General features: G+C 66.8%; 22 protein-coding genes (1 of these 22 running past the window's edge). 18 read left to right on the top strand and 4 right to left on the bottom strand.

Annotated features, from left to right (window positions below):
• Window positions 1-126: 126 nt before the first annotated feature.
• Window positions 127-2,235: a TonB-dependent siderophore receptor gene (locus BA022_RS16540; RefSeq protein WP_088888189.1), complete on the top strand. Its 2,109-nt coding sequence runs from the start codon at window positions 127-129 to the stop codon at window positions 2,233-2,235.
• Window positions 2,236-2,288: 53 nt separating this feature from the next.
• Here the strand turns inward: BA022_RS16540 and BA022_RS16545 are convergent, their stop codons facing one another.
• Window positions 2,289-3,209, bottom strand: a complete 921-nt coding sequence (locus BA022_RS16545; RefSeq protein WP_011807013.1) for a phosphoribosylaminoimidazolesuccinocarboxamide synthase — start codon at window positions 3,207-3,209, stop codon at window positions 2,289-2,291.
• A 376-nt stretch (window positions 3,210-3,585) separates the two neighbouring features.
• Between BA022_RS16545 and hpf the strand changes: the two genes are divergently transcribed.
• The 3 genes from hpf (at window position 3,586) to hprK (ending at window position 5,518) form a co-directional block, all read left to right on the top strand.
• Window positions 3,586-3,939 (top strand): ribosome hibernation-promoting factor, HPF/YfiA family, encoded by a 354-nt coding sequence (hpf, locus tag BA022_RS16550; protein ID WP_011807012.1) that lies wholly within the window; start codon window positions 3,586-3,588, stop codon window positions 3,937-3,939.
• 133 nt (window positions 3,940-4,072) lie between these two features.
• The gene (locus BA022_RS16555) at window positions 4,073-4,540 is read left to right on the top strand and encodes a PTS sugar transporter subunit IIA (protein WP_011807011.1); all 468 of its coding nucleotides are present in this window, start codon (window positions 4,073-4,075) and stop codon (window positions 4,538-4,540) included.
• Window positions 4,541-4,561: 21 nt separating this feature from the next.
• Window positions 4,562-5,518, top strand: a complete 957-nt coding sequence (gene hprK, locus BA022_RS16560) for an HPr(Ser) kinase/phosphatase (protein WP_011807010.1) — start codon at window positions 4,562-4,564, stop codon at window positions 5,516-5,518.
• Between the two features lie 13 nt (window positions 5,519-5,531).
• Here the strand turns inward: hprK and fur are convergent, their stop codons facing one another.
• The gene (gene fur / locus BA022_RS16565) at window positions 5,532-5,948 is read right to left on the bottom strand and encodes a ferric iron uptake transcriptional regulator (protein ID WP_088888190.1); all 417 of its coding nucleotides are present in this window, start codon (window positions 5,946-5,948) and stop codon (window positions 5,532-5,534) included.
• Between the two features lie 113 nt (window positions 5,949-6,061).
• Between fur and BA022_RS16570 the strand changes: the two genes are divergently transcribed.
• The 4 genes from BA022_RS16570 (at window position 6,062) to BA022_RS16585 (ending at window position 8,621) form a co-directional block, all read left to right on the top strand.
• The gene (locus BA022_RS16570) at window positions 6,062-6,601 is read left to right on the top strand and encodes an outer membrane protein assembly factor BamE (RefSeq protein WP_418236098.1); all 540 of its coding nucleotides are present in this window, start codon (window positions 6,062-6,064) and stop codon (window positions 6,599-6,601) included.
• A 76-nt stretch (window positions 6,602-6,677) separates the two neighbouring features.
• Window positions 6,678-7,499, top strand: a complete 822-nt coding sequence (dapB, locus tag BA022_RS16575; protein ID WP_088888192.1) for a 4-hydroxy-tetrahydrodipicolinate reductase — start codon at window positions 6,678-6,680, stop codon at window positions 7,497-7,499.
• Window positions 7,500-7,506: 7 nt separating this feature from the next.
• Window positions 7,507-8,166, top strand: coding sequence for a MotA/TolQ/ExbB proton channel family protein (locus BA022_RS16580; protein WP_088888193.1), 660 nt, complete (start codon window positions 7,507-7,509; stop codon window positions 8,164-8,166).
• A 14-nt stretch (window positions 8,167-8,180) separates the two neighbouring features.
• Entirely contained in the window at window positions 8,181-8,621 is a 441-nt protein-coding gene (locus tag BA022_RS16585; protein WP_047351530.1) for an ExbD/TolR family protein, read from the top strand.
• An 84-nt stretch (window positions 8,622-8,705) separates the two neighbouring features.
• Here BA022_RS16585 and BA022_RS16590 read toward each other — a convergent pair whose 3' ends face one another.
• The gene (locus BA022_RS16590) at window positions 8,706-9,986 is read right to left on the bottom strand and encodes a mechanosensitive ion channel family protein (protein WP_088888194.1); all 1,281 of its coding nucleotides are present in this window, start codon (window positions 9,984-9,986) and stop codon (window positions 8,706-8,708) included.
• A gap of 143 nt (window positions 9,987-10,129) precedes the next feature.
• On the opposite strand from BA022_RS16590, the gene leuS reads away from it, so the two are divergent.
• The 3 genes from leuS to holA all read left to right on the top strand — a co-directional run bounded on the left by leuS (window position 10,130) and on the right by holA (window position 14,505).
• Window positions 10,130-12,862, top strand: a complete 2,733-nt coding sequence (leuS, locus tag BA022_RS16595) for a leucine--tRNA ligase (protein ID WP_088888195.1) — start codon at window positions 10,130-10,132, stop codon at window positions 12,860-12,862.
• Window positions 12,863-12,875: 13 nt separating this feature from the next.
• Entirely contained in the window at window positions 12,876-13,385 is a 510-nt protein-coding gene (locus BA022_RS16600; protein WP_011807002.1) for an LPS-assembly lipoprotein LptE, read from the top strand.
• Between the two features lie 73 nt (window positions 13,386-13,458).
• The gene (gene holA / locus BA022_RS16605) at window positions 13,459-14,505 is read left to right on the top strand and encodes a DNA polymerase III subunit delta (protein ID WP_011807001.1); all 1,047 of its coding nucleotides are present in this window, start codon (window positions 13,459-13,461) and stop codon (window positions 14,503-14,505) included.
• Between the two features lie 57 nt (window positions 14,506-14,562).
• Here the strand turns inward: holA and BA022_RS16610 are convergent, their stop codons facing one another.
• Window positions 14,563-14,856, bottom strand: coding sequence for a hypothetical protein (locus tag BA022_RS16610; RefSeq protein ID WP_015914502.1), 294 nt, complete (start codon window positions 14,854-14,856; stop codon window positions 14,563-14,565).
• A gap of 90 nt (window positions 14,857-14,946) precedes the next feature.
• Between BA022_RS16610 and BA022_RS16615 the strand changes: the two genes are divergently transcribed.
• The 7 genes from BA022_RS16615 to gshB all read left to right on the top strand — a co-directional run.
• Entirely contained in the window at window positions 14,947-16,227 is a 1,281-nt protein-coding gene (locus tag BA022_RS16615; protein ID WP_088888196.1) for a glutamate-5-semialdehyde dehydrogenase, read from the top strand.
• 64 nt (window positions 16,228-16,291) lie between these two features.
• Window positions 16,292-17,746: a Trk system potassium transporter TrkA gene (gene trkA, locus BA022_RS16620; protein ID WP_088888197.1), complete on the top strand. Its 1,455-nt coding sequence runs from the start codon at window positions 16,292-16,294 to the stop codon at window positions 17,744-17,746.
• A gap of 15 nt (window positions 17,747-17,761) precedes the next feature.
• Window positions 17,762-19,228 (top strand): TrkH family potassium uptake protein, encoded by a 1,467-nt coding sequence (locus BA022_RS16625; protein ID WP_088888198.1) that lies wholly within the window; start codon window positions 17,762-17,764, stop codon window positions 19,226-19,228.
• A gap of 64 nt (window positions 19,229-19,292) precedes the next feature.
• Entirely contained in the window at window positions 19,293-20,588 is a 1,296-nt protein-coding gene (gshA, locus tag BA022_RS16630; RefSeq protein ID WP_011806996.1) for a glutamate--cysteine ligase, read from the top strand.
• A 140-nt stretch (window positions 20,589-20,728) separates the two neighbouring features.
• Window positions 20,729-22,597: a potassium transporter Kup gene (locus tag BA022_RS16635; RefSeq protein WP_088888199.1), complete on the top strand. Its 1,869-nt coding sequence runs from the start codon at window positions 20,729-20,731 to the stop codon at window positions 22,595-22,597.
• Window positions 22,598-22,718: 121 nt separating this feature from the next.
• Window positions 22,719-23,912, top strand: a complete 1,194-nt coding sequence (locus tag BA022_RS16640; RefSeq protein ID WP_047351551.1) for a benzoate/H(+) symporter BenE family transporter — start codon at window positions 22,719-22,721, stop codon at window positions 23,910-23,912.
• A gap of 35 nt (window positions 23,913-23,947) precedes the next feature.
• On the top strand, window positions 23,948-24,476 hold the 5' portion of the coding sequence (gene gshB / locus BA022_RS16645; RefSeq protein ID WP_088888200.1) for a glutathione synthase. Its footprint extends 422 nt past the window's final position; only the first 529 of its 951 coding nucleotides appear in the window; the start codon lies at window positions 23,948-23,950; the stop codon falls past the right edge of the window.

The raw sequence follows: 24,476 nt of genomic DNA on the forward strand, positions 1-24,476 counted from the left end.
CAGCCGCTACAAAAACAGAAGTTCTGATGCGTGCATCGCGGCAGGCGCGGCATTTGCGCGACAGTGTTTTTTACAAATCGAGATGATAATGATTCCCATTTGTTGAAACCAAGGGAATTGTCGTCCATGAACCCCCATCCCCTCCGCCCCGTCGTGCGCTCCATCGCACTCATGACGTTGATCGTGCAGCCGCCCTTGATGGGCGCCGCATGGGCCCAGGCGAGTGCGCCCGTCGAGCCTACGCTGAAGGAGGTAACGATTGTCCAGCAGCGCGAGGATCGGGTGAGCAGCGGGGCGACCGGGCTGGATCTGGACATCAAGGAAACGCCGCAATCCATCAGCATCGTGACCACCGAGCAAATGCGCGATTTCGGCACCAGCAATCTCAACGAAGCGCTGCGATTGAGCACCGGCATCATCGTCGACGAGTGGGAGACCAACCGCACCACGTTCACCGCGCGCGGCTTTGACATCGCCAACACGCAGATCGACGGCGTCGGCCTGCCCAATGACTGGGGCATCGTCACCGGCGCCATGGATTCCTTCGGCTACGAAAAGATCGAAGTCATCCGCGGCGCCAACGGGCTGCTGACCGGCGTGGGCAATGCGGCGGGCACGATCAACTTCGTGCGCAAGCGTCCCACCAACAAGGAGCAGGGCTCATTGGGTCTGAGCTATGGGTCCTGGGGGACCACGCGCGTCGAGGCGGACTACTCGCGGCCGCTCACCGCCGATCGCCGCTGGGCGGGCCGGGTCGTGGCGGCACGCGAAGAGGGCGGCTCGCACCTGCGCAGTTTCGACCGCGAGCGCACGTTCCTCTATGGCGTTGTGGATGGGCAGGTGGGCGACAACGGCCTGTTGACGTTGGGCCTGTCCCATCAGCAGTCCGACTCCACGGGCAACATGTGGGGCGCCCTGACCTTCATGAATGCCGATGGCACCCAGAACGCACGGGGCCGCAACGCATCCACGACGCAGGACTGGACCCGCTGGGACACCACGACCAAGACGGCCTTCGTGGAATACGCCCATCAGATCGGCATGGACTGGCAGCTCAAGCTGGCCTACAACTACCGCGCCATCGACAACGACAGCAAGCTCTTTTACGCGTTTCCCTCGGGCTCCAGTCTGGTCGGCTATGCGTGGGGCGGCAAAGACACGATGGATGCCCACCTGGCCACCGCCACCGTCAACGGTCGCTTCGACATGCTGGGACGGCAGCACGAGGCGCTGTTCGGTGTGAGCTGGGCCAAGAGCGAATACACGGGTAATGGATACGCCGGGTCGGACTGCGGCGCCAGTGCCTGCAGCGCCATCGCGCTGCCGGGCTTTCCGTACCCCGGCAACCTTGTTCCCGAGCCGCAGTGGGGCCCATTGGCCCTCGAAAGCACGCTGAACCAGAAACTGCAGCGCGCATTTGGCACCATGCGGTTCACGCTGACGGATCGGCTCAAGGCGGTGGTGGGAGTCAACCACGCGCAATACAGCCGCGACGGAACGAGCTATGGCGTGGCCTCGGACCTTTCACGCAGCAAGACCAGCCCCTATGCCGGGCTGACGTTCGAGTTCACGCCCAGCGTGCTGGGCTACGTGAGCTACTCCGACCTGTATTTCCCGCAGAGCCAGGCCGATGCGAACGACCGTTATCTCGACCCGAGCAAGGGCACCAACTACGAGGCGGGCCTGAAAGCCGACTGGCTGGACAAGCGCCTGCTGACATCGGTCGCGGTGTTCCAGGCCAAGCAGTCGGGCCTGGCCACGCCCACGGGCACCTATAACCAGAATGGCCAGGCGGTCTACGCGCCCGAAGACGTGAAGTCCACCGGCGTGGAGCTGGAAGCCGTGGGCCGGCTCAACAACCATATCGACCTGACAGCCGGCTATACCACCCTGAAGCTGACCGGCCCGGATGGCGGCGACACCTACGCCTGGGTGCCGCGCCATACGGCCAATCTCGCGCTCAAGGCGCGTCTACCGAGCCTTCCTGCACTGTCCTTCGGCACCAGCGCCCGGTGGCAGAGCAAGATCTCCAACATGGAAGCCAGCGGCTTCACCGTGCGCCAGGGCAGCTATGCCGTGCTCAACGCCTTCATCGCATGGCAGCTGCAGCCCAAGACGACGCTGCGCTTCAATGTGAACAACATCACCGACGAGAAGTACATCAACACCCTGCGCTACGCGGGCTACTACGGCGCGCCGCGCAGCTACCAGCTCTCGCTGAACCACCAGTTCTGAGCGAGCGTTGGCGATCCCCGGCCGATCCCCGGCCAGGGGCGTCGCGCAAGCAATCAGGCGGTCAGTCGCTCCAGCGCTTCGCGGTATTTGGCAGCGGTCTTTTCCACCACCTCGCGCGGCAGGCGCGGCGCGGGGGCGGTCTTGTTCCAGGGCTTGCCGCCCACCTGGGCCTGCTCCAGCCAGTCGCGCACGAACTGCTTGTCGTAGCTGGGAGGGTTCTCGCCCTTGGCCAGGGCCTCGGCATAGCCCTCCACGGGCCAGTAGCGCGAGCTGTCGGGCGTGAGCACCTCGTCCATCAGCACCAGCGTGCCGTCGGGCGCCAGGCCGAACTCGAACTTGGTGTCGGCAATGATCATGCCCTTTTCCAGCGCGATGGCGGCGGCGGCCTCGTACAGCTGGATGGAGATGTCCCGGATCCGGGTTGCCAGATCCAGGCCCACGATCTCCACGGTGCGCTCAAAGCTGATGTTCTCATCGTGCTCGCCCATGGCGGCCTTGGCGGCGGGTGTGTAGATGGTCTGTGGCAGCTTGGCGGCATTGGTCAGGCCGTCTGGCAGCGGCACGCCGCAGACGGAGCGCGATTCCTGGTACTCCTTCCAGCCACTGCCGGCCAGGTAGCCGCGCACCACGGCTTCGATGGGGATGGGCTTGAGGCGCTGCACCAGCATGGAGCGGCCCCGCACCTGGGGGGCCTCCGCGGGCGTGACCACGCTCTCGGGCGCCTCGCCCGTGAGGTGGTTGGGCACGATGTGTCCCAGTTTGCCGAACCAGAACAGCGCCATCTGGGTGAGCAACTCGCCCTTGCCGGGAATGGGCTCGCCCATGATCACGTCAAAGGCCGAGAGACGGTCGCTGGCCACCATCAGGATGCGGTCGTCACCCACGGCGTAGTTGTCGCGCACCTTGCCGCGTGCCAGGAGCGGCAGCGAGGTCAGGGCGGAGGTGTGCAGTGCAGAGGTGCTGGGCTGGGTCATGGCGGTCGTACGGAAGGCGCTCGCGCAATGCAGGCGCGCGGTGGACGTTGGGGCAAGACGCCCCGCCGGTGGCGAGGTCGAAGGAAGGGATTTTAGCGACGCGGCCCCCGTGCGGGCGCCGTGCACCCGCCACAAGGCACGCGGGTTGGAGAGGCTGGAGCCCCCGGTCGGCGCTGGAGGCAACCCAGCCATTGTGATGCGTTTCGGTCGGTTTGACACCTTCCTGTCATATCCCTTGCGCCATGCGCGGGAACGATTGATTTGCGCTGGCGGCGGGCGCATAGTGAACCCAGGCCTGAATGCATTCACGTTCGCAGACCGCCCCGCACCGGCAAGGGGCGGTGTTTTTCAACTGTGAGTCACAGGAGACTTGTCTATGAACTTGACGATCAGCGGCCATCACCTTGAAGTGACCCCCGCATTGCGCAGCTATGTGACGTCCAAGTTGGACCGCATTACCCGCCACTTCGATCAGGTGGTGGATGTCAAGGTGCTACTGACCGTGGAGAAGCAGAAGGAAAAGGAAAAGCGCCAGCGCGCTGAATGCACCGTGCATGTGAAAGGAAATGACCTGTTCGTGGAAAGCACCCATTTCGACCTGTATGCCGCCGTGGACGAATTGATGGACAAGCTCGACCGCATGGTTGTGCGCCACAAGGACCGTCTGCAGGACCACCAGGCCGGACTACGCCGCGCCACCATTCAGGCAGCAGCTGCCGCCACGGCTTGAACTGTCCCTTGACGGCCTGTGTACCGCCGGAACGCGCCGGCGGTGCCGCAACCGCCCAGCCAGGGCGGTTTTTTGTTGCCAGTGGATACACTCTCAGGGTTTCCGCTAGGCGTGCATAATCGTCGCTCAGACCATGAATCGACTTGCTTCCATACTGCCTCCCGCACAAGTGCTCGTGAGCGTCGATGCCACCAGCAAAAAACGTGCCTTTGAGGAGGCGGGCCTGTTGTTCGAAAGCCAGCACGGTTTGTCGCGGGCCTTGATCACCGACAGCCTGTTTGCGCGCGAACGCCTGGGTTCGACCGGGTTGGGCCATGGCGTGGCCATCCCCCATGGCCGCATCAAGGGGCTGAAGTCGCCCATGGCGGCGGTGTTCCAACTGGCGCAGCCGATCGGCTTCGACGCGCCCGACGAGCAACCCGTATCGCTGCTGATTTTTCTGCTGGTGCCCGAGGCGGCCACGCAAAAGCACTTGGAAATCCTCTCGGAAATCGCCGAACTGCTGAGCGACGGCGCCTTGCGCGAACGCCTCAAGACCCATACCGACGCGGCCAGCCTGCATGCGCTGATCGCGGGCTGGCAGTCCGCCCAGGGCGCCTGACGCCACCGCCATCGCGCCGCCGTGAAACCCAACGTCGTCAGCGCGGATGTGCTCTTCGAGGAGTTCCGCAACCTCCTGAAATGGGAGTGGGTGGCGGGCCTGGGCGCGTCCGAGCGGCGCTTTGCCGAGGTGGCGGTGCGTGCCGCCCGCTCGGGTGCGGACCTGGTGGGTTACCTGAACTACATCCATCCCTACCGTGCGCAGGTCCTGGGCGAGCGCGAGATTGCCTATCTGACCAACGCCACGCCGGAGGACTGCAAGCGCCGCATCGCGCGCATCGTCACGCTGGAGCCCCCCGTGCTTGTGCTGGCCGACGGCCAGGCCGCGCCGGACGAGGTGGTGTCCATGTGCGAACGCGCGCAGATCCCCATGTTTTCCACCCAGGAGTCCGCGGCCTTCGTGATCGATGTGCTGCGCGCCTACCTGTCCAAGCACTTTGCCGACCGCACCACCATGCACGGCGTGTTCATGGACATCCTGGGTCTGGGCGTGCTCATCACGGGCGAGTCGGGCCTCGGCAAGAGCGAGCTGGGGCTGGAGCTGATCACGCGCGGCAATGGCCTGGTGGCCGACGATGCGGTGGACCTGTACCGCATCAACCAGACCACCATCGAGGGCAAGTGCCCCGAGTTGCTGCAGAACCTGCTGGAGGTGCGCGGCATCGGTCTGCTGGACATTCGCGCCATCTTCGGCGAAACGGCAGTGCGCCGGCGCATGCGGCTGAAGCTCATCGTGCACCTGGTGCGCAAGGAGACGCTGGAACGCGACTACGAGCGCCTTCCCTACGAGCCGCTCACGCAGGACGTACTGGGCGTGCCGGTGCTCAAGGTGGTGATCCAGGTGGTGGCGGGCCGCAACATCGCGGTGCTGGTGGAAGCGGCTGTGCGCAACACCATCCTGCAACTGCGCGGCATCGATACCTATCAGGAGTTCGTGGAGCGCCACCGGCGCGCCATGGAGCGGGGCGGCGCCTCCTGAGGGCGCCGGGCTCTTATTTCTTCGCGCAATTAGCGCACTGGCCGTAGAGTGCCATGGCGTGGTCGTGCACCACCCAGCCCTTGGCCTGGGCGATCAGGTTCTGGCGCTTTTCGATCTCGGGGTCGTAGAACTCCTCGACCTTGCCGCAGGCGGTGCAGACGAAGTGGTCGTGGTGCTGGCCCTCGTTCAGTTCGTAAATGGCCTTGCCGCTCTCGAAATTGCTGCGGATCAGAATGCCGGCCTGCTCGAACTGCGTGAGCACGCGGTACACGGTGGCCAGCCCGATGTCCGAGCGCTCGTCCAGCAGCACGCGGAATACGTCTTCGGCTGTCATGTGGCGCTGGGCGCCTTTCTGGAAGATCTCCAGGATCTTCAGCCGGGGCAGCGTGGCCTTGAGGCCGGTGCTTTTGAGTTCGTCGATGTTCGTCATGACAAGGTCTTTCGTGTGCCAGGGCGAAACCATGGATACCGGCGGCTTGCGCGCAAGGCCCAGAAGATCCAGCCGCTACAATGGGCCGGATCATATCCCCTATGCATAAACCCATGTTTGCACCCGCCCGTTGGGGCGCCCGCTGGGGCGCCATTGTGTTGATTGGTGCCGGGATGGCCGGCTGCGCGGGCACCGGCAATCGCCTGGCCGGCATGGTCACGCCCTACAAGGTGGACGTGGTGCAGGGCAACTTCATCTCGCGCGAGCAGGTGCAGATGTTGCAGCCTGGCATGGGTCGCCAGCAGGTGCGTGAGATCCTGGGCACACCCCTTATGGTGAGCGTGTTCCACTCCGACCGCTGGGAATACGTCTTCACCCTCAAGCGCCCCGATGTCGAGGTGCAGACGCGCAAGCTCACCGTGTTCTTCAAGGACAACGTGATGGAGCGTGTCGAAGGCGACGAGATGCCCACCGAGGCCGAGTTCGTGGCCTCGCTCTCCACCAAGGTGTCCAAGCCCAAGGTGCCGCAGCTTGAGGCCACCGAGGCGCAGCTCGCGCGCTTTCCCAAGGCGGAGCCGGCCGCCGAGCCGGCCGCCGCACCCGCTCTGCCGCCCACCACGAGCTATCCGCCGCTGGAATCTCCGCGCCGTTGAACGCGGCCGGTGCGCCCGCTGCAGCGCGTCGCTCTGGACGCAGCAGAACCGCCCCCTGTTTGGATTGCGAATTGACATGACCTCTTCCTCCTCCGCTCCCCGCCGCGTGGCCGTGGCCGGCGCTTCTGGCCGCATGGGCCGCATGCTCATCGAGGCGATTCATGCGAGCGACGGCTGCGTGCTGGCCGGTGCGCTGGACCAGCCCGGCAACCCCGCCGTGGGCACGGACGCCGCCGCGTTTTTGGGGCGCGCGAGCGGTGTGGTCATCACCGCTGACCTGCGCGAGGGGCTCAAGGACGCCGACGTGCTGATCGACTTCACGCGCCCCGAGGGCACGCTGGCCCACCTGGCCGTGTGCGCGGAACTTGGCGTGCAGATGGTCATCGGCACCACGGGCTTTTCCGATGCGCAGAAGGCGCAGATCGAGGCCGCCGCGCAGAAGGTGGGCATCGTGTTCGCGCCCAACATGAGCGTGGGCGTGAACGTCACGCTCAAGCTGCTGCAGATGGCCGCGCAGGCGCTGCGCACGGGCTATGACATCGAGATCATCGAGGCGCACCACAAGCACAAGGTGGACGCCCCCTCGGGCACGGCGCTGAAGATGGGCGAAGTGATTGCCGAGGCGCAGGGCACGCGGCTCGCCGACCGTGCCGTGTACGAGCGCTACGGCCACACGGGCGAGCGCAAGGCAGACACCATTGGCTTTGCCACCGTGCGCGGCGGCGACATCGTGGGCGACCACACGGTGCTGTTCGCCGGGACGGGTGAGCGGGTGGAGATCTCGCACAAGTCCAGCAGCCGCGCCGGCTACGCCCAGGGCAGCCTGCGCGCGGTGGGCTTCCTGGCCACGCAGCGCGCGGGCCTGTTCGACATGTTCGACGTGCTGAACCTCAAGTAACCTGCCCATGGACAGCCTGCACTGGTTGCGTCAGGGTGATGCGGTCACGCAGGCGTCGGCGCTGCTGCTGCTGGCCATGTCGGTCGCCAGCTGGGTGGTGATTTTCTGGAAGCTGCGCCTGATGCGGCGCGCCCATGTGGACGTGCCGCGCAGCACGGCCGCGTTCTGGCAGGCGCCGTCGCTGGCCGCGGCGGCCGAGCGGCTGCCCGCCTTTGACCGTGAAGGGCTGGTGCTGCCGCTGGTGCATGCCGCGCAGCAGGTGGAGCAGGCCGGCGCGGCCACGCTGGCCGGGCAGGGCGGCCTGTCGCAGCGGCTCACGCGCGTGTTGCGCGATGCGCTGCATGGCGTGCTGGGCAAGCTGCAGTTCGGCCAGGTGCTGCTGGCCACCGTGGGCTCCACGGCGCCGTTCGTGGGGCTGCTGGGCACGGTGTGGGGCATCTACCATGCGCTCACGGCCATGGCCGGCGCGGGGCAGATCAGCATCGAGCGCGTCGCCGGCCCGGTGGGCGAAGCGCTCATCATGACGGCCGCGGGCCTCACGGTGGCGATCCCCGCCGTGCTCGCCTACAACTGGTTCGGGCGTGTCATCGGCCGCATCGAGGCGGACCTCGAAGGCTTTGCCCGCGACCTGCGCGAGCTGGTCATCGACACCAACGCCGCCGACTAGGGCCGGTAAACGCCATGGCATTCGGCCGACTGGAGCGCACCCCGGGCCCGCAGCCCATGAGCGAGATCAACGTCACACCGCTGGTGGACGTGATGCTGGTGCTGGTGGTGATCTTCATCCTGACCGCGCCGCTGCTGGCCAGCAGCATCCGGCTGGAGCTGCCGCGCGCCGAAGGCGCGCAACCGGGCACGCCCGCGCATGCCGTGATGCTGGTGGTGGACACCGCCGGCCAAGCCTACCTGGACGATGAGCCCGTGGGCGCCGATGCGCTGGCGCAGCGCCTGCGCCAGATCGCCGCCGAAGCGCCGGACACCGAGGTGCAACTGCGCGCCGATACCGCCGTGCCCTACGGCCGCGTGGTGGAGGTGATGGGGGCTGCCCATGCGGCGGGCCTGCAGCGCATTGGTTTCGTCACGCAGCCCACCGATGGGGCCGTGCAAGGCACTCAAAAATAGGAGCTGCTCGCGCTTGATGTGCGGGTGTTCTCGGTAGAAAAGTAGCTGAGAACGCCAGCTGGCAAGCGCTGGCAGCTCTTGTTTTTATGGCAACGCGGCCATGGCTGTTGGGGCGCCGGGGCGCAGTCCCGCGCGGATGTCGTTGCCCGTGGGGCTCTGGAACAGGTGCAGGCCGAACTCCGGCAGCACGGCGATCAGGTGGTCGAAGATGTCGCCCTGGATGGCTTCGTACTCCACCCAGGCGGTGGTGGCCGTGAAGCAGTACAGCTCCAGCGGCACCCCCTCGGCCGTGGGCTCCAGCGTGCGCACGATGAGCAGCATCTGCTGGTGGATGCGCGGGTGCGCGCGCACATAGGCCTCGCAGTAGGCGCGGAAGGTGCCGATGTTGGTCAGGCGGCGCTGGTTGGCGGGCTCCAGCGCCTGCGCACCCAACTGTGCCTGCAGGGCGGCGTTGGTCTGCTGCACGTCGCGCAGCTTGCCTTCCAGGTAGGGGCGCAGCAGCGCGATGCGCGACAGGCGCTCGATCTCCGCCTCGGTGAGAAAGCGTACCGAGTTCGTGTCCAGCCGCAACGCGCGGCGGATGCGCCGCCCGCCCGAGCTGAACATGCCGCGCCAGTTCTTGAAGCTCTCGCTCATCAGCCGCCAGGTGGGGATGGTGGTGATGGTCTTGTCCCAGTTCTGCACCTTCACGGTGTGCAGCGCGATGTCCACCACGAAGCCGTCCGCGCCCACCTGGGGCATCTCGATCCAGTCGCCCACGCGCAGCATGTCGTTGGACGACAGTTGCACGCCCGCGGTGAACGAGAGGATGGTGTCCTTGAACACCAGCATCAGCACCGCCGACATGGCGCCCAGGCCGGACAGCAGGATCAGCGGCGATCGGTCCACCAGCGCCGCCACGATGACGATGGTGCCCACCAGCGCCAGCAGCAGCTTGCCCAGCTGCACATAGCTCTTGATCGAGCGCGTGGCCGTGGGCACGCCGTCCGGGGCCTGCTCATGCTCGTGCAGCACGGCGTCCAGCAGCGCGATCAGCGTCCGCACCAGCTGCAGCACGGTGAGCGCCACGGCCACGTTGCCGATCACTGCGGCCGCCACGGGGTGCACATGGGGCACGGCGCCGATGCCTGCCTGGATGACGAGCGACGGTGCCACATGCGCCAGACGCCGCAACACCTGGTCGTGCCAGAACACCCGCGCCCAGCGCGCGCCCAGGCGTTCGCGCAGGCGCGGCACGGTGTTCAGCAGCACGTATTGGGCGACGGACTGGAGGGCGAAGGCCAGCAGCACCAGGCCGCACAGGCCCAGGGCGGCCTGCAGCCAAGGATCCAGATCGGCAATCAGGGGGGGCACGGACACAGGCAAGACAACTTTCCAGAAATGCAGGAAACAGCCGGCCCAGGCGGGGCGGCCATGCAGGGGATTGGGGGATGAACGCCTAGAATTGGGCGCAGTACAGCCCATTGTGACCACTGCGCAGGTGCGCGGTTCCCCTTTTCCCAGCTTCCATGCAAGACAAATACAACCACACCGAGGTGGAGCGCGCCGCGCATGCCCACTGGAATGCCAACGACGCCTACCGCGTGACCGAGGACCAGGCCAAGCCCAAGTTCTACGCCTGCTCCATGCTGCCCTATCCCAGCGGCAAGCTGCACATGGGCCATGTGCGCAACTACACCATCAATGACATGCTCACGCGCAGCCTGCGCATGAAGGGCCACAACGTCCTCATGCCCATGGGCTGGGATGCCTTCGGCCTGCCGGCCGAGAACGCCGCCCTCAAGAACGGCGTGCCGCCCGCGCAGTGGACCTACGACAACATCGCCTACATGAAGAAGCAGATGCAGGCGATGGGGCTGGCCATCGACTGGAGCCGCGAGGTCGCCACCTGCGACCCCGACTACTACAAGTGGAACCAGTGGCTGTTTTTGAAGATGCTGGACAAGGGCATCGCCTACCGCAAGACCCAGGTCGTGAACTGGGACCCGGTGGACCAGACCGTGCTGGCCAACGAGCAGGTGATCGACGGGCGCGGCTGGCGCACCGGCGCGCTGGTGGAAAAGCGCGAGATCCCCGGCTACTACCTGAAGATCACCGACTACGCGCAGGAGCTGCTGGACCATGTGCAGATCGGCAACGAGAAGGCCACGCTGACCGGCTGGCCCGACAAGGTGCGGCTGATGCAGGAGAACTGGATCGGCAAGTCGGCGGGCGTGCGCTTTGCGTTCCCGCACGACATCCGCAACGCCGCGGGCAAGCGGATCCAGGATGGCAAGCTGTACGTGTTCACCACGCGCGCCGACACCATCATGGGCGTGACGTTCTGCGCCGTGGCGCCCGAGCACCCGCTGGCCCAGCACGCAGCGGCGTCCAACGCCCCGCTGGCGGCCTTCATCGAGGAATGCAAGAAGGGCGGCACGACCGAGGCCGAGCTGGCCCTGAAGGAAAAAGAGGGCATGCCCACGGGCCTGTTCGTCACCCATCCGCTCACCGGCGAGCAGGTCGAGGTGTGGGTGGGCAACTACGTGCTCATGAGCTACGGCGACGGCGCCGTGATGGGCGTGCCCGCGCACGACGAGCGCGACTTTGCCTTCGCGCTCAAGTACCAGTTGCCCATCAAGCAAGTGGTGCTGGTGGACGGCGAGACCTTCGATTTCCACCAGTGGCAGGACTGGTACGGTGACAAGGAGCGCGGCGTCACCATCAATTCCGACAACTTCAGCGGTCTGTCGTACCAGGACGCCGTGGCCGCCGTGGCCCATGCGCTGGCCGAGAAGGGCCTGGGCGAGCTCAAGACCACCTGGCGCCTGCGCGACTGGGGCATCAGCCGCCAGCGCTACTGGGGCACGCCGATCCCCATCATCCACTGCGAGAGCTGCGGCGCCGTGCCCGTGCCCGAGAAGGACCTGCCCGTGGTGCTGCCACAGGACCTGGTGCCCGACGGCAGCGGCAACCCGCTGGCCAAGTGCGAGGCCTTCCTGAAGGTGGACTGCCCCTGCTGCGGCAAGCCCGCGCGCCGCGAGACCGACACCATGGACACCTTCGTGGACTCGTCCTGGTACTTCATGCGCTACTGCGACCCGAAGAGCCGCGACGCCATGGTGGCGGGCGGCACCGACTACTGGATGCGCGACCAGAAGGCCGCCACCGGCGGCAGCGGCATGGACCAGTACATCGGCGGCATCGAACACGCCATCCTGCACCTGCTGTATGCGCGCTTCTGGACCAAGGTGATGCGTGACCTGGGGCTGGTGAAGGTGGACGAGCCCTTCACCAAGCTGCTCACGCAAGGCATGGTGCTGAACCACATCTACAGCCGCCGCACGGCCAAGGGCGCCAAGGACTACTTCTGGCCGCACGACGTCGAGCACGTCTACGACGAGGCCGGCAAGATCGTTGGCGCCAAGCTCAAGAACCCCGCCGAGAGCGGCGACGGCCTGCTGCCCGTGGGCACGCCCATCGACTACGAGGGCGTGGGCACGATGTCCAAGTCCAAGAACAACGGCGTGGACCCGCAGCAGCTCATCGAGAAGTACGGCGCCGACACCGCGCGCCTGTACACCATGTTCACCGCGCCGCCCGAGCTGACGCTGGAGTGGAACGACGCCGCCGTGGAAGGCAGCTACCGCTTCCTGCGCCGCGTGTGGAACTTCGGCGTGAAGCTGTCCGCCATCGACAAGGACGCGGCCCTGGCCAGCGTGGCGGGCGCCGCCAGCCTGAAGGACGTGCAGTTCGGCAAGGAAGCCAAGGCGCTGCGCCTGGAGATCCACACCGTGCTCAAGCAGGTGGACTACGACTACCAGCGCATGCAGTACAACACCGTGGTCTCCGGCGCCATGAAGATGATCAACGCGCTGGAGGACTTCAAGGCCACGGACAGCGCCGGCGCCCAGGTGGCGCTGATCGAGGGCTTCGGCATCCTGCTGCGCGTGCTGTACCCGGCCACGCCGCACATCGCCCATGTGCTGTGGGACGAGCTGGGCTACGCGGGCACCCTGGGCGACCTGCTGGACGCCGCCTGGCCCCAGGTGGCCCCCGATGCCCTGGTGCAGGACGAGCTGGAGCTGATGCTGCAGGTCAACGGCAAGCTGCGCGGCGCGATCCGCGTGGCCGCCTCGGCCGACAAGGCTGCCATCGAGCAGGCGGCCCTGGCGAGCGAGGACTTCCACAAGTTCGCCGAGGGCAAGGCGCCCAAGAAGGTCATCATCGTGCCCGGCCGTCTGGTCAACGTCGTCGTCTGAGAGCCCTCCCGCCATGCACAAGCGCACCCTGCTCACCGCCGCGGCACTGGCGCCGCTGGCCGCCCTCACCGCCTGCGGCTTTCGCCTGCGCGGCGCGCCGCAGTTCGCCTTCCGGTCCCTGTACGTGCAGGCGCAGCCCGGCTCGCCGCTGGCACGCGAGCTGATCCGCACGCTGCAGGGTGCGGGCGGGGACCTCGTGGTGCTGACGGCGCCCGCGCAGCTACCCCAGGCCGAGGCGATCCTGGACGTGCTGTCCGAGCAGCAGGAGCGCGTGGTGGTGGGCCTGAACGCCTCGGGCCAGGTGCGCGAGCTGCAGCTGCGCCAGCGCGTGCGCATCCGCCTGCGCGGCCAGCAAGGCCAGGAATGGATCGCCGACACCGAGCTGCTGCAACAGCGCGACATCAGCTACAACGAAACCGTCGCCCTTTCCAAGGAAGGCGAGGAGGCGATGCTGTTTCGCAACATGCGCACCGACCTCGTGCAGCAGCTGATGCGCCGCCTGGCGGCAGTGAAATCGCTGTAACGATCCTTATTTGATAGCTGTTTGCGCTTGCTGCACGGGCGCTAGCGGCATATTTGTTACTAGAACAGGCCGCATGCAAATCGCTTTGAACCAGCTCGGTGCGCAGTTGCACAAAGGCCTGCGCCCGCTCTACACGCTGCACGGCGACGAGGCGCTGTTGCAGCAGGAGGCGCTGGACGCCATCCGCGCCGCGGCACGTGCGCAGGGCTATACCGAGCGCAGCAGCTTCACCGTGGCCGGCGCGCATTTCGACTGGAGCGGTGTGCTGGCCGCGGGCGGGTCGTTGAGCCTGTTCGCCGACAAGCAGATCGTGGAGATCCGCATCCCCTCGGGCAAGCCCGGCAAGGACGGCGCCGCCGCGCTGCAGCAGATGGCTGCCGCCGCGCCGGGCAACGACAGCACGCTCACCGTGGTGGTGCTGCCGCGCCTGGACAAGGCCACACGCACGGGCGCGTGGTTCGCGGCACTCGAAGCGCACGGCGCCACGGTGCAGATCGACCCCGTGGAGCGCGCCCAGCTGCCCGGCTGGATCGCCCAGCGCCTGGCCGCGCAAGGCCAGCGCGTGGTCGCGGGCGAAGAGGGGCAGCGCACGCTGCAGTTCTTCGCCGACCGGGTGGAGGGCAACCTGCTGGCCGCGCACCAGGAGATCCAGAAGCTCGCGCTGCTGCACCCCGAGGGGGAACTCACCTGGGCGCAGGTCGAAGCCGCCGTGCTCAACGTGGCGCGCTACGACGTGTTCAAGCTGTCCGAGGCGGTGCTTTCCGGCCAGGTGGCGCGCGTGCAGCGCATGCTGGACGGCCTGCAGGCCGAGGGCGAGGCCGAGGTGCTGGTGCACTGGGCGCTGGCCGAGGACATTCGCGCCCTGAAGCGCGTGAAGGACGCCATGAATGCCGGCAAGCCCCTGCCCATGGCCCTGCGCGAGAACCGCGTCTGGGGCGCGAAGGAGCGGTTGTTCGAGCGCCTGCTGCCCCAGGCCAGCGACGCCGCCCTGGCGCGGCTGCTGCAGTCCGCCCACACGGTGGACGGCATCGTCAAGGGCCTGAAGGCGCCCGACTGGCCACAGGACGGCTGGCAGGCGCTCTCGCGGCTGGCGCTGCAGATGTGCAAGCTGGCGCGCTGAGATTGCAAGGAAAATATGGCTCTGGCGCTTATGGGATAAGCGCTAGTAGCTATTGTTTCAGGAGTTTTGGGCGACCAACGCCGCACGCGCCTTGTCCGCCCACTGCTGCAGCTGGTCCACCAGGGCCTGGTGGCTGAAGGAGCAGCTCTCCTCGGTGAACAGCGCGCCGGCCTCCAGCCGGTCCAACAGGCCCAGCAGCACCTCGCCATAGCGCGGGGGCAGTGCGGCCAGCAGCACGGCGTGGCCGCGCGCGGCGGCGCTGAAGGCGTGGTTGCTGATGCGCTGCTCGCGCAGGGCGTGCAGGTCGGCCTGCAGGTTGTCGAGCTGGTGGGTGGCGAGTTCGGCGGTCATGGCGAGGGCACGGAGCGTGGCAAAGGCCTCAAGCGTAGCCGGAGTCCCCCGGCCAGCGTGGCGGCGGTGAACTGCGTCAGAATCACGCCCATGAACGCGCTGAACATCGCTGAATACACGCACACGCTTGGTTTGCAGGCAAAAACGGCCTCCGCCCAAATGGCGCGCGCGCCGGCAGCTATCAAAAACAAGGCATTGCTGGCCCTGGCGCGGTTGCTGCGCCAGAACGTGGACGCCCTGCAGGGGGACAATGCCCGCGACCTGGAGCGCGCGCGCGCCGCCGGCCTGGCTGAGCCCATGGTGGACCGCCTCAAGCTGACCCCCAAGGTGCTGGAGACCTGCGCCCAGGGCTGCGAGCAGCTGGCGGCCATGCCGGACATCATTGGCGAGATCCAGGGCATGAAGCAGCAGCCCAGCGGCATCCGCGTGGGGCAGATGCGCGTGCCGATCGGCGTGTTCGGCATGATCTACGAGAGCCGGCCCAACGTGACCATCGAGGCCGCGAGCCTGTCCATCAAGAGCGGCAACGCCTGCATCCTGCGCGGCGGCTCCGAGGCCATCGACTCCAACAAGGCGCTGGCGCGCCTCGTGGCCCAGGCGCTGGCCGAGGCCGGCCTGCCCGAGCACGGCGTGCAACTGGTGCAGACCACCGACCGCGCCGCCGTGGGCCAGCTCATCGCCATGCCGCAATACGTGGACGTGATCATCCCGCGCGGCGGCAAGGGGCTGATCGAGCGCATCAGCGCCGAGGCCAAGGTGCCCGTGATCAAGCACCTGGACGGCAATTGCCACACTTATGTGGACGACCCCTGCGACATCGCCATGGCCGTGCAGGTGGCCGACAACGCCAAGACCCAGAAGTACAGCCCGTGCAACGCCAGCGAGGGCCTGCTGGTGGCGCGCGGCGTGGCGGCCGAGTTCCTGCCGCAGATCGGCGCCGTCTACGCCGCCAAGGGCGTGGAGATGCGCGGCTGCCCCGAGGCGCTGGCCATATTGCGCGCCGTTCCGGGCGTGCAGCTGGCCGAGGCCACCGAGGCCGACTGGAGCGAGGAATACCTGGCCCCCATCATCAGCGTGAAGGTGGTGGCAGGCGTGGATGAGGCCATCGCGCACATCAACCGCTACGGCAGCCACCACACCGACGCGATCCTCACGCGCGACCACATGCACGCACAGCAGTTCCTGCGCGACGTGGATTCCGCCAGCGTGATGGTCAATGCCAGCACGCGCTTTGCCGACGGCTTCGAGTACGGGCTGGGCGCCGAGATCGGCATCAGCACCGACAAGTTCCACGCGCGCGGCCCGGTGGGCATCGAGGGCCTGACGTCGCTCAAGTGGGTGGTGTTGGGTGAGGGTGAGGTGCGGACTTGATGGGGTTGCTGCTAGTTTGATAGCTGCTGGCGCCCGTCAACATTGGGATTGAGGCCAATTTCGCATGAAGATCATCATCCTGGGAGCGGGGCGCGTGGGCTACAGCGTGGCCGACAGCCTGGTGTCGGAGAAGAACGACATCACCGTCATCGACACCGACGCCGAGCGGCTGCGCGACCTGGAGGCGCGGTTTGACCTGCGCGGGGTGGTGGGCAACGGCATCGACCCCCAGGTGCTGGCCGAGGCCGGCGCGCGCGACACCGACCTGCTCATCGCCTGCGCCGCGCAGGACGAGACCAACCTGGTGTGCTGCAAGGTCGCGCAGCTGATGTTCAACATCCCCACGCGCATCGCGCGCGTGCGCTCGTCGGGCCTGGAGCTGGAGCGCAACCAGGCGCTGCTGGGCAAGGAGGGCTTTGGCGTGGACCGCGTCATCTGCCCCGAGGAATCGCTCACGCGCTACATCGGCAAGCTGGTGGAATACCCCGAGGCGCTGCAGGTGCGCGAATTCGCGGGCGGGCGCGCCTGCCTGGTGTCGGTGCGCGCGCGCCCCGGCGCTCCCATGGTGGGCATGCGCATCGCCACCATGCGCGAAACCGCGCCCGACGTTGCCATGCGCATCGTGGCCATCTACCGGCGCTTTCCCGACGAGCCCGACCGCTTCCTGCCCTGCGACGGCGCCACGCGCGTGGAGCCGGGTGACGAGGTGTTCGTGCTGTCCGCGCGCGAGCAGATCCCGCAGGTGCTGGCCGCGCTGCACCGCCACCATGGGCACCCGGCGCGGCCCGTGCGCCGCATCATGATTGCAGGCGGCGGGCGCGTGGGCCTGCGGCTGGCGCGCCAGTTGGCCCAGCGGGGGGGCTTTCACATCAAGGTGGTGGAAGAAAGTGCCGAGCGCTGCGTGGCGCTGGCGGCCGAGTTGCCCTCCGATATCCTCGTGCTGCAGGGCGACGCCACCGACGAGGACCTGCTGGGCGACGAGAGCATCGAGGAGGTGGACCTCTTCCTGGCGCTCACCGATGACGACGAGGACAACATCATGGCCAGCCTGCTGGCCAAGCGCATGGGCGCGAGCCGCGTGCTGGCGCTCATCAACCGCCGCACCTATGCCGACCTGATGCATGGCACGCAGATCGATATTGCGCTGTCGCCCGCGCAGGCCATGCTGGGCGAGCTGCTGGCCTATGTGCGGCGCGGCGACGTGCAGGCCGTGCACAGCCTGCGCCGCGGCGTGGCCGAGGCGCTGGAGATCGTGGCCCGCGGCGACCGCAAGAATTCGCGCGTGGTGGGCCGCAAGGTCAGCGAGATCCACCTGCCCGCCGAGGTGCACATGGGCCTGATCGTGCGCGGCCTGCCCGAGGACGGTGGCGAGCCGCCGGCCGACGCACCGCCCCAGGTCATCATTCCGCGCAGCCACACCGTGATCGAGAGCAACGACCACGTGGTGTTCTTCCTGCCCCACAAGCGGCTGGTGCGCGAGGTGGAAAAGCAGTTCCGCGTGAGCGCCACCTTCTTCTGATCGGCAGGAGCCGCGATGTCCGACGTCCTGCCCGTCATGCGCGTACTCGGCGCCCTGCTGGCACTGTTTGCCGTGTCCATGGGGGTGCCGCTGGCGGCGTCGCTCTGGGCGCGGGAGGGCCTGTGGCAGCACTACGCCACGGCCATCGCCGTCACATCCATGGCCAGCGCGCTGCTGTGGGGCGGCCTGCGCGCGCACAAGCGCGAACTGCTGCCGCGCCACGGCGTGATGCTGGTGTCGGTGGTGTGGGGAATCCTGCCGCTGTTCGCGGCGCTGCCGCTGCTGCTGGTGATGCACGCCATCGACCGGCCGCTGTCGTTCACGCATGCCTACTTCGAATCGGTGTCAGGCCTCACCACCACCGGCGCCACGGTGCTGGCCGAGCTGGATCGGCTCCCCCTGTCGGTGAACATGTGGCGCACGTTCATGCAGTGGATCGGCGGCATGGGCATCCTGATTCTTGCGGTGGCGGTGCTGCCGCTGCTGGGGGTGGGCGGCAGCCAGCTCTTCAAGGCCGAGGCTGCGGGCCCGGTGAAAGACACCAAGCTCACCCCGCGCATGACCGAGACGGCCAAGGGGCTGTGGGGCGTGTACGTGGTGTTCTCGCTGGTGTGCGCGCTCGCGTTCTGGCTGGGCGGCATGACGCCGCCGGACGCGATCATGCACATGTTCGCCACCGTCAGCCTGGGCGGGTTGTCGCCCCACGATGCGAGCTTTGCCTACTTCGAGTCGCCGCTGCTGGAAACCATCGCCCTGGTTTTCATGCTGTGCGCCAGCTGCAACTTCGCGCTGTACTTCATCGCGCTGCGCAAGGGCAACTGGCGGGGCTTCTGGCGCGACCCCGAGATGCGCGCCACGATCACCGCGCTGCTGGGCGGCGGGCTGTTGGTGGCGTTGCTGCTGTGGGCCAAGGGCGTGTACGACCCGCTGCAGGCGCTGCGCCACGGCATGTTCAACGTGGTGTCGGTGGCCACGACCACGGGCTTTGCCACCACCGACTACCTGGGCTGGCCGGTGTTCGCGCCCGTGTTCATGCTGCTGCTGTCGGGCGTGGCCACCAGCGCCGGGTCCACGGGCGGCGGCATCAAGATGGTGCGCATGCTGATCCTGCTGAAGCAGGCGCGCCGCGAGATGACGCGCATCGTGCACCCGCGTGCGGTGCAGCCCGTGCGCCTGGGTGACCGCGTGGTGGACAACCGCATGATCTTCTCGGTGCTGGCCTTCATGCTGGTCTACGGCGCCACAGTGATCACGCTGAGCATGGTGCTGCTGCTGACCGACCTGGACATGGTGACCGCGTTCTCGGCCGTGCTGGCCAGCGTGCACTGCATGGGGCCGGGGCTGGGAATGCTGGGGCCGGCCTCCAACTTCGCGGTGCTCACCGACTTCCAGCTGTGGGTCTGTACCCTGGCCATGCTGCTGGGACGCCTGGAGATCCTGAGCTTCATGGCCCTGCTCACGCCCGCATTCTGGCGGCGCTAGGGCGCACGGGGCCTTCCCTACAATCGTCGCCAACCTCTTTCCGTCTCCCATTTGAGGGCTCTTCATGGTTCCCCACCTCATCACCGCGCTCACCGGGCCAATCAACGAGTTGGAGCAGCGCATCCTCGACTCCATGCCAGCCATCGAGCGCTGGTTCCGTCTGGAGTGGATGGAACACACGCCGCCGTTCTACTCGTCGGTGGACATCCGCAACGCGGGGTTCAAGCTGGCGCCGGTGGACACCAACCTGTTCCCGGGCGGCTGGAACAACCTCACCAATGAAATGCTGCCGCTGGCGGTGCAGGCGGCCATGGCGGCCATCGAAAAGATCTGCCCGGAAGCGCGCAACCTCTTGATCATTCCCGAGAACCATTCGCGCAACACCTTCTACCTGGCGAACGTGGCGCAGCTGGTGCGCATCTTCAACATGGCCGGGCTGAACGTGCGCGTGGGCTCCATCAGCCCTGAGATCAAGAAGACCACCACCATCACGCTGCCCCATGGCGAGACCGTGACGCTGGAGCCGGTGATCCGCAGCAAGCGCCGCCTGGGGCTGAAGAACTTCGACCCCTGCACCATCTTGCTCAACAACGACCTGTCGGCCGGCCCGCCGGGCATTCTGGAGGAGCTGTACGAGCAGTACCTGCTGCCGCCGCTGCATGCGGGCTGGAGCGTGCGCAGAAAGAGCCGCCACTTCCAGAGCTACGAGGAGGTGGCCAAACGCTTTGGCAAGATGCTGGGCATCGATCCCTGGCTCATCAATCCGCTGTTCAGCCGCTGCGAGGGCGTGGACTTCAACGAAGGCACGGGCATGGAGGAGCTGCGCAGCGCCGTGGACGCCACGCTGGCCAAGGTGCGTCGCAAGTACAAGGAATACGGCATCAACGAAAAGCCGTTCGTGGTCGTGAAGGCCGACAACGGCACCTACGGCATGGGCATCATGACGGTGCGCGATGCCAAGGAACTGGACGGGCTGAACCGCAAGACCAAGAACAAGATGGCCGTGATCAAGGACGGCCAGGTCGTGCATGACGTGATCGTGCAGGAGGGTGTGCTCACCCAGGAGCGCGTGCACGAAGCGGTGGCCGAGCCGGTGGTCTACATGATGGACCGCTACGTGGTCGGGGGGTTCTACCGCATGCATGCCGAACGCGGCGTGGATGAGAACCTGAACATCCCCGGCGCGAGTTTCGTGCCGCTGGCGTTCGAGCACAGTACCCATCTGCCGCAGCCCGGTGCGCGTCCGGGCGCCAGTGCCCCCAACCGCTTTTACATGTACGGCGTCATCGCCCGCTTGGCGATGCTCGCGGCCAGCTACGAGCTGGAGGCCACGGACCCCGAGGCCGAGGTGTACGACTGATGCGCCGGATGTGCCGCCCTGCAGTTGCTGCATTGCAACATAGGCGGTACCCCGTATGTGCCCGAAGCGGGGGCGGCGCACAATGGCGCTCCTTTGGCATCCCCCGTGGCCGCTGAGGCAGCAGCCCGGACCTGTTCACCGTGCAAACCTCCAAATCGTCGTTAGCAGCGCTCACCCTGGGCGCGATCGGCGTCGTCTATGGCGACATCGGCACCAGCGTGCTGTATGCGGTCAAAGAGGTCTTCGGCTCCGGCCATGTGCCTTTCACGCATGCCAACGTGTACGGCGTGCTGTCCGTGCTGTTCTGGACGCTCACCGTGATCGTCTCGCTCAAGTACGTGGTGCTGGTGCTGCGCGCGGACAACCATGGCGAAGGCGGCCTCATCGCCATGCTGGCGCTGGCGTCGCAAGCGGTGAAGGACCGGCCGCGCCTGCGCGGCTGGCTGCTGGGCCTTGGCATCTTCGGCACGTCCCTGTTCTATGGCGACGGCGTGATCACGCCGGCGATCTCCGTGCTTTCGGCCATCGAGGGCCTGGAGGTGGTGTCGCCGCATTTCGGCAAGGCGGTGATTCCGCTCACGCTCGTGGTGCTGTTCGGGCTGTTCGCCGTGCAAAAGCGCGGCACGGCGGGGGTGGGCCGCTACTTCGGCCCGGTGACGCTGGTCTGGTTTTGTACGATCGCAGCCCTGGGCGTGCCGCACATCGTGGGCCATCCAGAGATCCTCGGCGCTCTGAGCCCGCACCATGCACTGGGCTTCATCCTGGGCAACCCGGGCATCAGCTTCATCATCCTGGGCGCGGTGGTGCTGTGCGTCACCGGCGCAGAGGCGCTGTACGCCGACCTGGGACATTTCGGCAAGCGCCCCATCCGCCTGGCGTGGTTCAGCGTGGCCATGCCGGCCCTCACGATCAACTACTTCGGCCAGGGCGCGCTGCTGCTGTCCGAGCCATCCGCCGTCAAGAACCCGTTTTACATGATGGCGCCCGACTGGGCGCTGGTGCCGTTGGTGGTGCTGGCCACCATGGCCACGGTGATTGCGTCGCAGGCGCTGATCACCGGCGCGTTCAGCGTGACCAAGCAGGTCATCCAGCTCGGCTACCTGCCGCGGCTGAACATCCAGCACACCAGCGTGCGCGAGACAGGCCAGATCTACTTGCCGTTCGTGAACTGGAGCCTGTTCGTCGCCATCGTGTTGGCGGTGGTCATGTTCCGCAACAGCAGCAACCTGGCGGCCGCCTATGGCATTGCGGTGACGCTGGACATGCTGATCACCACGGTGCTCACCTTCTTCGTGATCCGCTACGGCTGGGGCTATCCGCTGGCGCTGTGCGTGGCCACCACGGGCTTCTTCTTTGTCGTGGACCTGGCGTTCTTCAGCTCCAACCTGCTCAAGCTGCTGCAGGGCGGTTGGTTCCCGCTGATGATCGGCGGGCTGGTGTTCACGCTCATGATGACCTGGAAGCGCGGACGCGAGTTGCTCAACGACAAGCTGCGCGAGGACTCCATAGGCCTGCAGGACTTCCTGGCCTCGGTGCAGGCCAACCCGCCCATGCGCGTGGACGGCACGGCGGTGTTCCTGAGCGCCGAGGCGGGCGTGGTGCCCAATGCACTGCTGCACAACCTCAAGCACAACAAGGTGCTGCACCGCCAGAACCTGTTCGTCACGGTGCGTTACCACGAGACCCCCTGGATCGGCCTGGACCAGCGCCTGCAGGTAGCGCCGTTGGGAGGCGACTGCTGGCAGGTCACCGTGAACTACGGCTTCAAGAATGAACTGGACCTGCCCAGCGCGCTGCGCCTGATGCACGGCCGCGGCTGCGAACTGGAAACCATGAGCACCAGCTATTTCCTCTCGCGCGACGTGGTCGTGCCTACCATCGGCAGCGGCATGGCGCCGTGGCGCGAAAAGCTGTTTGCGCAGATGCACCACAACGCCAGCGGGGTGGCGGCTTTCCTGCACCTGCCCAGCAACGCCGTCGTGGAGCTGGGCTCCAAGGTCGAGATCTGAGGGGGCTGGTGGGTTTGTAAGGTTTTTGGCCTCTAGCGCTTAGCTGGCAAGCGCGAGTAGCTATATATTTTGATGAAGCAGGACGGTGGTTGTGCCAAGACCAATGCCACAATCCGCCGCCATGCAGTTTTTCAAAGACCTGAGCCTGTCCGCCTTCACCGCCGGTTTCGTAGCTGTGCTGGTAGGGTTTACCAGTTCGGTCGCCATCGTGTTCCAGGCGGCGCAGGCGTTCGGGGCGACGCCCGAGCAGATCACCTCCTGGATGTGGGCGCTGGGCCTGGGCATGGGACTGTGCTCGCTGATTCCCTCGCTCATCCTGCGCCAGCCGGTCATGGTGGCCTGGTCCACGCCCGGTGCAGCGGTGCTCGCCACCGCCGGCCTGGCCGGGGGCTTCAGCATGGGCGAGGCGGTCGGCGCCTTCATGGTGTGCGCCTTGCTCATCACCCTGGCCGGAGTGACGGGTTGGTTCGAGCGCGTGATGAACCGTATTCCCATGGAACTGGCGTCGGCGCTGCTGGCTGGCGTGCTGGCGCGCTTTGGCATGCAGGCCTTCGCAGCCGTGCAGACCGCGCTGCCGCTGGTGCTGGTCATGCTGGCGTCCTACTTGTTTGCACGGCGGCTGCTGCCCCGCTATGCGGTTGTGCTCACGCTGGTGGCAGGCGTTGCCTGGGCCGCAGGCAATGGCCAGATGCGCTGGTCCGCGGTGCACTGGGCGCTGGCCACACCGGTCTTCACCACGCCGCAGTTCAGCCTACAGGCGCTCATGAGCCTGGCGCTGCCGCTGTTCATCGTGACCATGGCGTCGCAGAACCTTCCGGGTGTGGCCGTCATGCGGGCCACCGGATACCAACTGCCGGTGTCGCGGCTGATCACCCTGACGGGCCTGGCCACCCTGGTGCTGGCACCGTTCGGCGCCTTCGCCCTCAACTTCAGCGCCATCACCGCAGCGATCTGCATGGGGCCCGAGGCGCACCCCGACCGCGCGCGGCGGTACACCGCCGCCGCATCGTGCGGACTGCTGTACATCGCAGTGGGCATCTTTGGTGCGGTGGTCACGGGGCTGCTGACGGCGTTTCCACAGGAGCTGGTGGTGGCCATCGCTGGGCTGGCGCTGCTGGGCGCCATTGGAGGAGGGCTGGCGTCTGCGCTGCAGGCCGAAGCGCACCGGGAGGCGGCGTTGATCACTTTTCTGGTGACGTTGAGCGGTGTCACCATAGCCGGGATCGGATCGGCGTTTTGGGGGGTGGTCGCCGGCAGCATCGCGCTATTTGTGCAACAGTATGGACGCCCGCGCGCGCCACAGGCGCCGCGCTAGGGGCGCAGCCCTCCGCAATACAGCCCGTGCATTCCATGAATCTCCTCATCGTCGCCGACCCCATCGAGCAATTCAAGATCTACAAGGACACGACCTTCGCGATGATGCGCGAGGCGCAGCGCCGCGGCCACCGGCTGGCGGTCTGCGAGCCCCGGCACATCCACTGGTTGCGCGGTGGCCGGGTCACAGCACGGGTGCGCGACATCACTCTTACGGGCCATTCGGATAACTGGTTTACTGCGGGCGAACTCCGCTTGGCGGCACTGGCGGACTTCGGCGCCGTGCTCATGCGCAAGGATCCTCCGTTCGACAGTGAGTATTTCTATGCCACGCACCTATTGGAGCAGGCCGAGCGTGAAGGCGCTCGGGTGTTCAACAAGCCGCGTGCTTTGCGGGACCATCCGGAAAAACTGGCCATTCTGGAGTTTCCGCAGTTCATCGGCCCCACGCTGGTGACGCGCGATGCGCAGGATATCCGCCGGTTCCATGAGGAGCATCATGACATCATCCTCAAACCCTTGGACGGCATGGGCGGCATGGGCATCTTCCGGGTCGGTCCCGACG

The organism is Diaphorobacter nitroreducens, assembly GCF_002214645.1.
In the GTDB taxonomy this organism is placed as follows: domain Bacteria; phylum Pseudomonadota; class Gammaproteobacteria; order Burkholderiales; family Burkholderiaceae_C; genus Diaphorobacter; species Diaphorobacter nitroreducens.

Coding starts and splice junctions, on each gene's coding strand:
- BA022_RS16540 (WP_088888189.1), top strand. CDS start 127: ATGAACCCCCATCCCCTCCGCCCCGTCGTGCGCTCCATCGCACTCATG.
- trkA (WP_088888197.1), top strand. CDS start 16,292: ATGAAGATCATCATCCTGGGAGCGGGGCGCGTGGGCTACAGCGTGGCC.
- BA022_RS16570 (WP_418236098.1), top strand. CDS start 6,062: ATGTTTGCACCCGCCCGTTGGGGCGCCCGCTGGGGCGCCATTGTGTTG.
- holA (WP_011807001.1), top strand. CDS start 13,459: ATGCAAATCGCTTTGAACCAGCTCGGTGCGCAGTTGCACAAAGGCCTG.
- dapB (WP_088888192.1), top strand. CDS start 6,678: ATGACCTCTTCCTCCTCCGCTCCCCGCCGCGTGGCCGTGGCCGGCGCT.
- BA022_RS16545 (WP_011807013.1), bottom strand. CDS start 3,209: ATGACCCAGCCCAGCACCTCTGCACTGCACACCTCCGCCCTGACCTCG.
- BA022_RS16580 (WP_088888193.1), top strand. CDS start 7,507: ATGGACAGCCTGCACTGGTTGCGTCAGGGTGATGCGGTCACGCAGGCG.
- BA022_RS16585 (WP_047351530.1), top strand. CDS start 8,181: ATGGCATTCGGCCGACTGGAGCGCACCCCGGGCCCGCAGCCCATGAGC.
- BA022_RS16625 (WP_088888198.1), top strand. CDS start 17,762: ATGTCCGACGTCCTGCCCGTCATGCGCGTACTCGGCGCCCTGCTGGCA.
- BA022_RS16600 (WP_011807002.1), top strand. CDS start 12,876: ATGCACAAGCGCACCCTGCTCACCGCCGCGGCACTGGCGCCGCTGGCC.
- BA022_RS16640 (WP_047351551.1), top strand. CDS start 22,719: ATGCAGTTTTTCAAAGACCTGAGCCTGTCCGCCTTCACCGCCGGTTTC.
- BA022_RS16555 (WP_011807011.1), top strand. CDS start 4,073: ATGAATCGACTTGCTTCCATACTGCCTCCCGCACAAGTGCTCGTGAGC.
- fur (WP_088888190.1), bottom strand. CDS start 5,948: ATGACGAACATCGACGAACTCAAAAGCACCGGCCTCAAGGCCACGCTG.
- leuS (WP_088888195.1), top strand. CDS start 10,130: ATGCAAGACAAATACAACCACACCGAGGTGGAGCGCGCCGCGCATGCC.
- BA022_RS16610 (WP_015914502.1), bottom strand. CDS start 14,856: ATGACCGCCGAACTCGCCACCCACCAGCTCGACAACCTGCAGGCCGAC.
- hpf (WP_011807012.1), top strand. CDS start 3,586: ATGAACTTGACGATCAGCGGCCATCACCTTGAAGTGACCCCCGCATTG.
- BA022_RS16615 (WP_088888196.1), top strand. CDS start 14,947: ATGAACGCGCTGAACATCGCTGAATACACGCACACGCTTGGTTTGCAG.
- gshA (WP_011806996.1), top strand. CDS start 19,293: ATGGTTCCCCACCTCATCACCGCGCTCACCGGGCCAATCAACGAGTTG.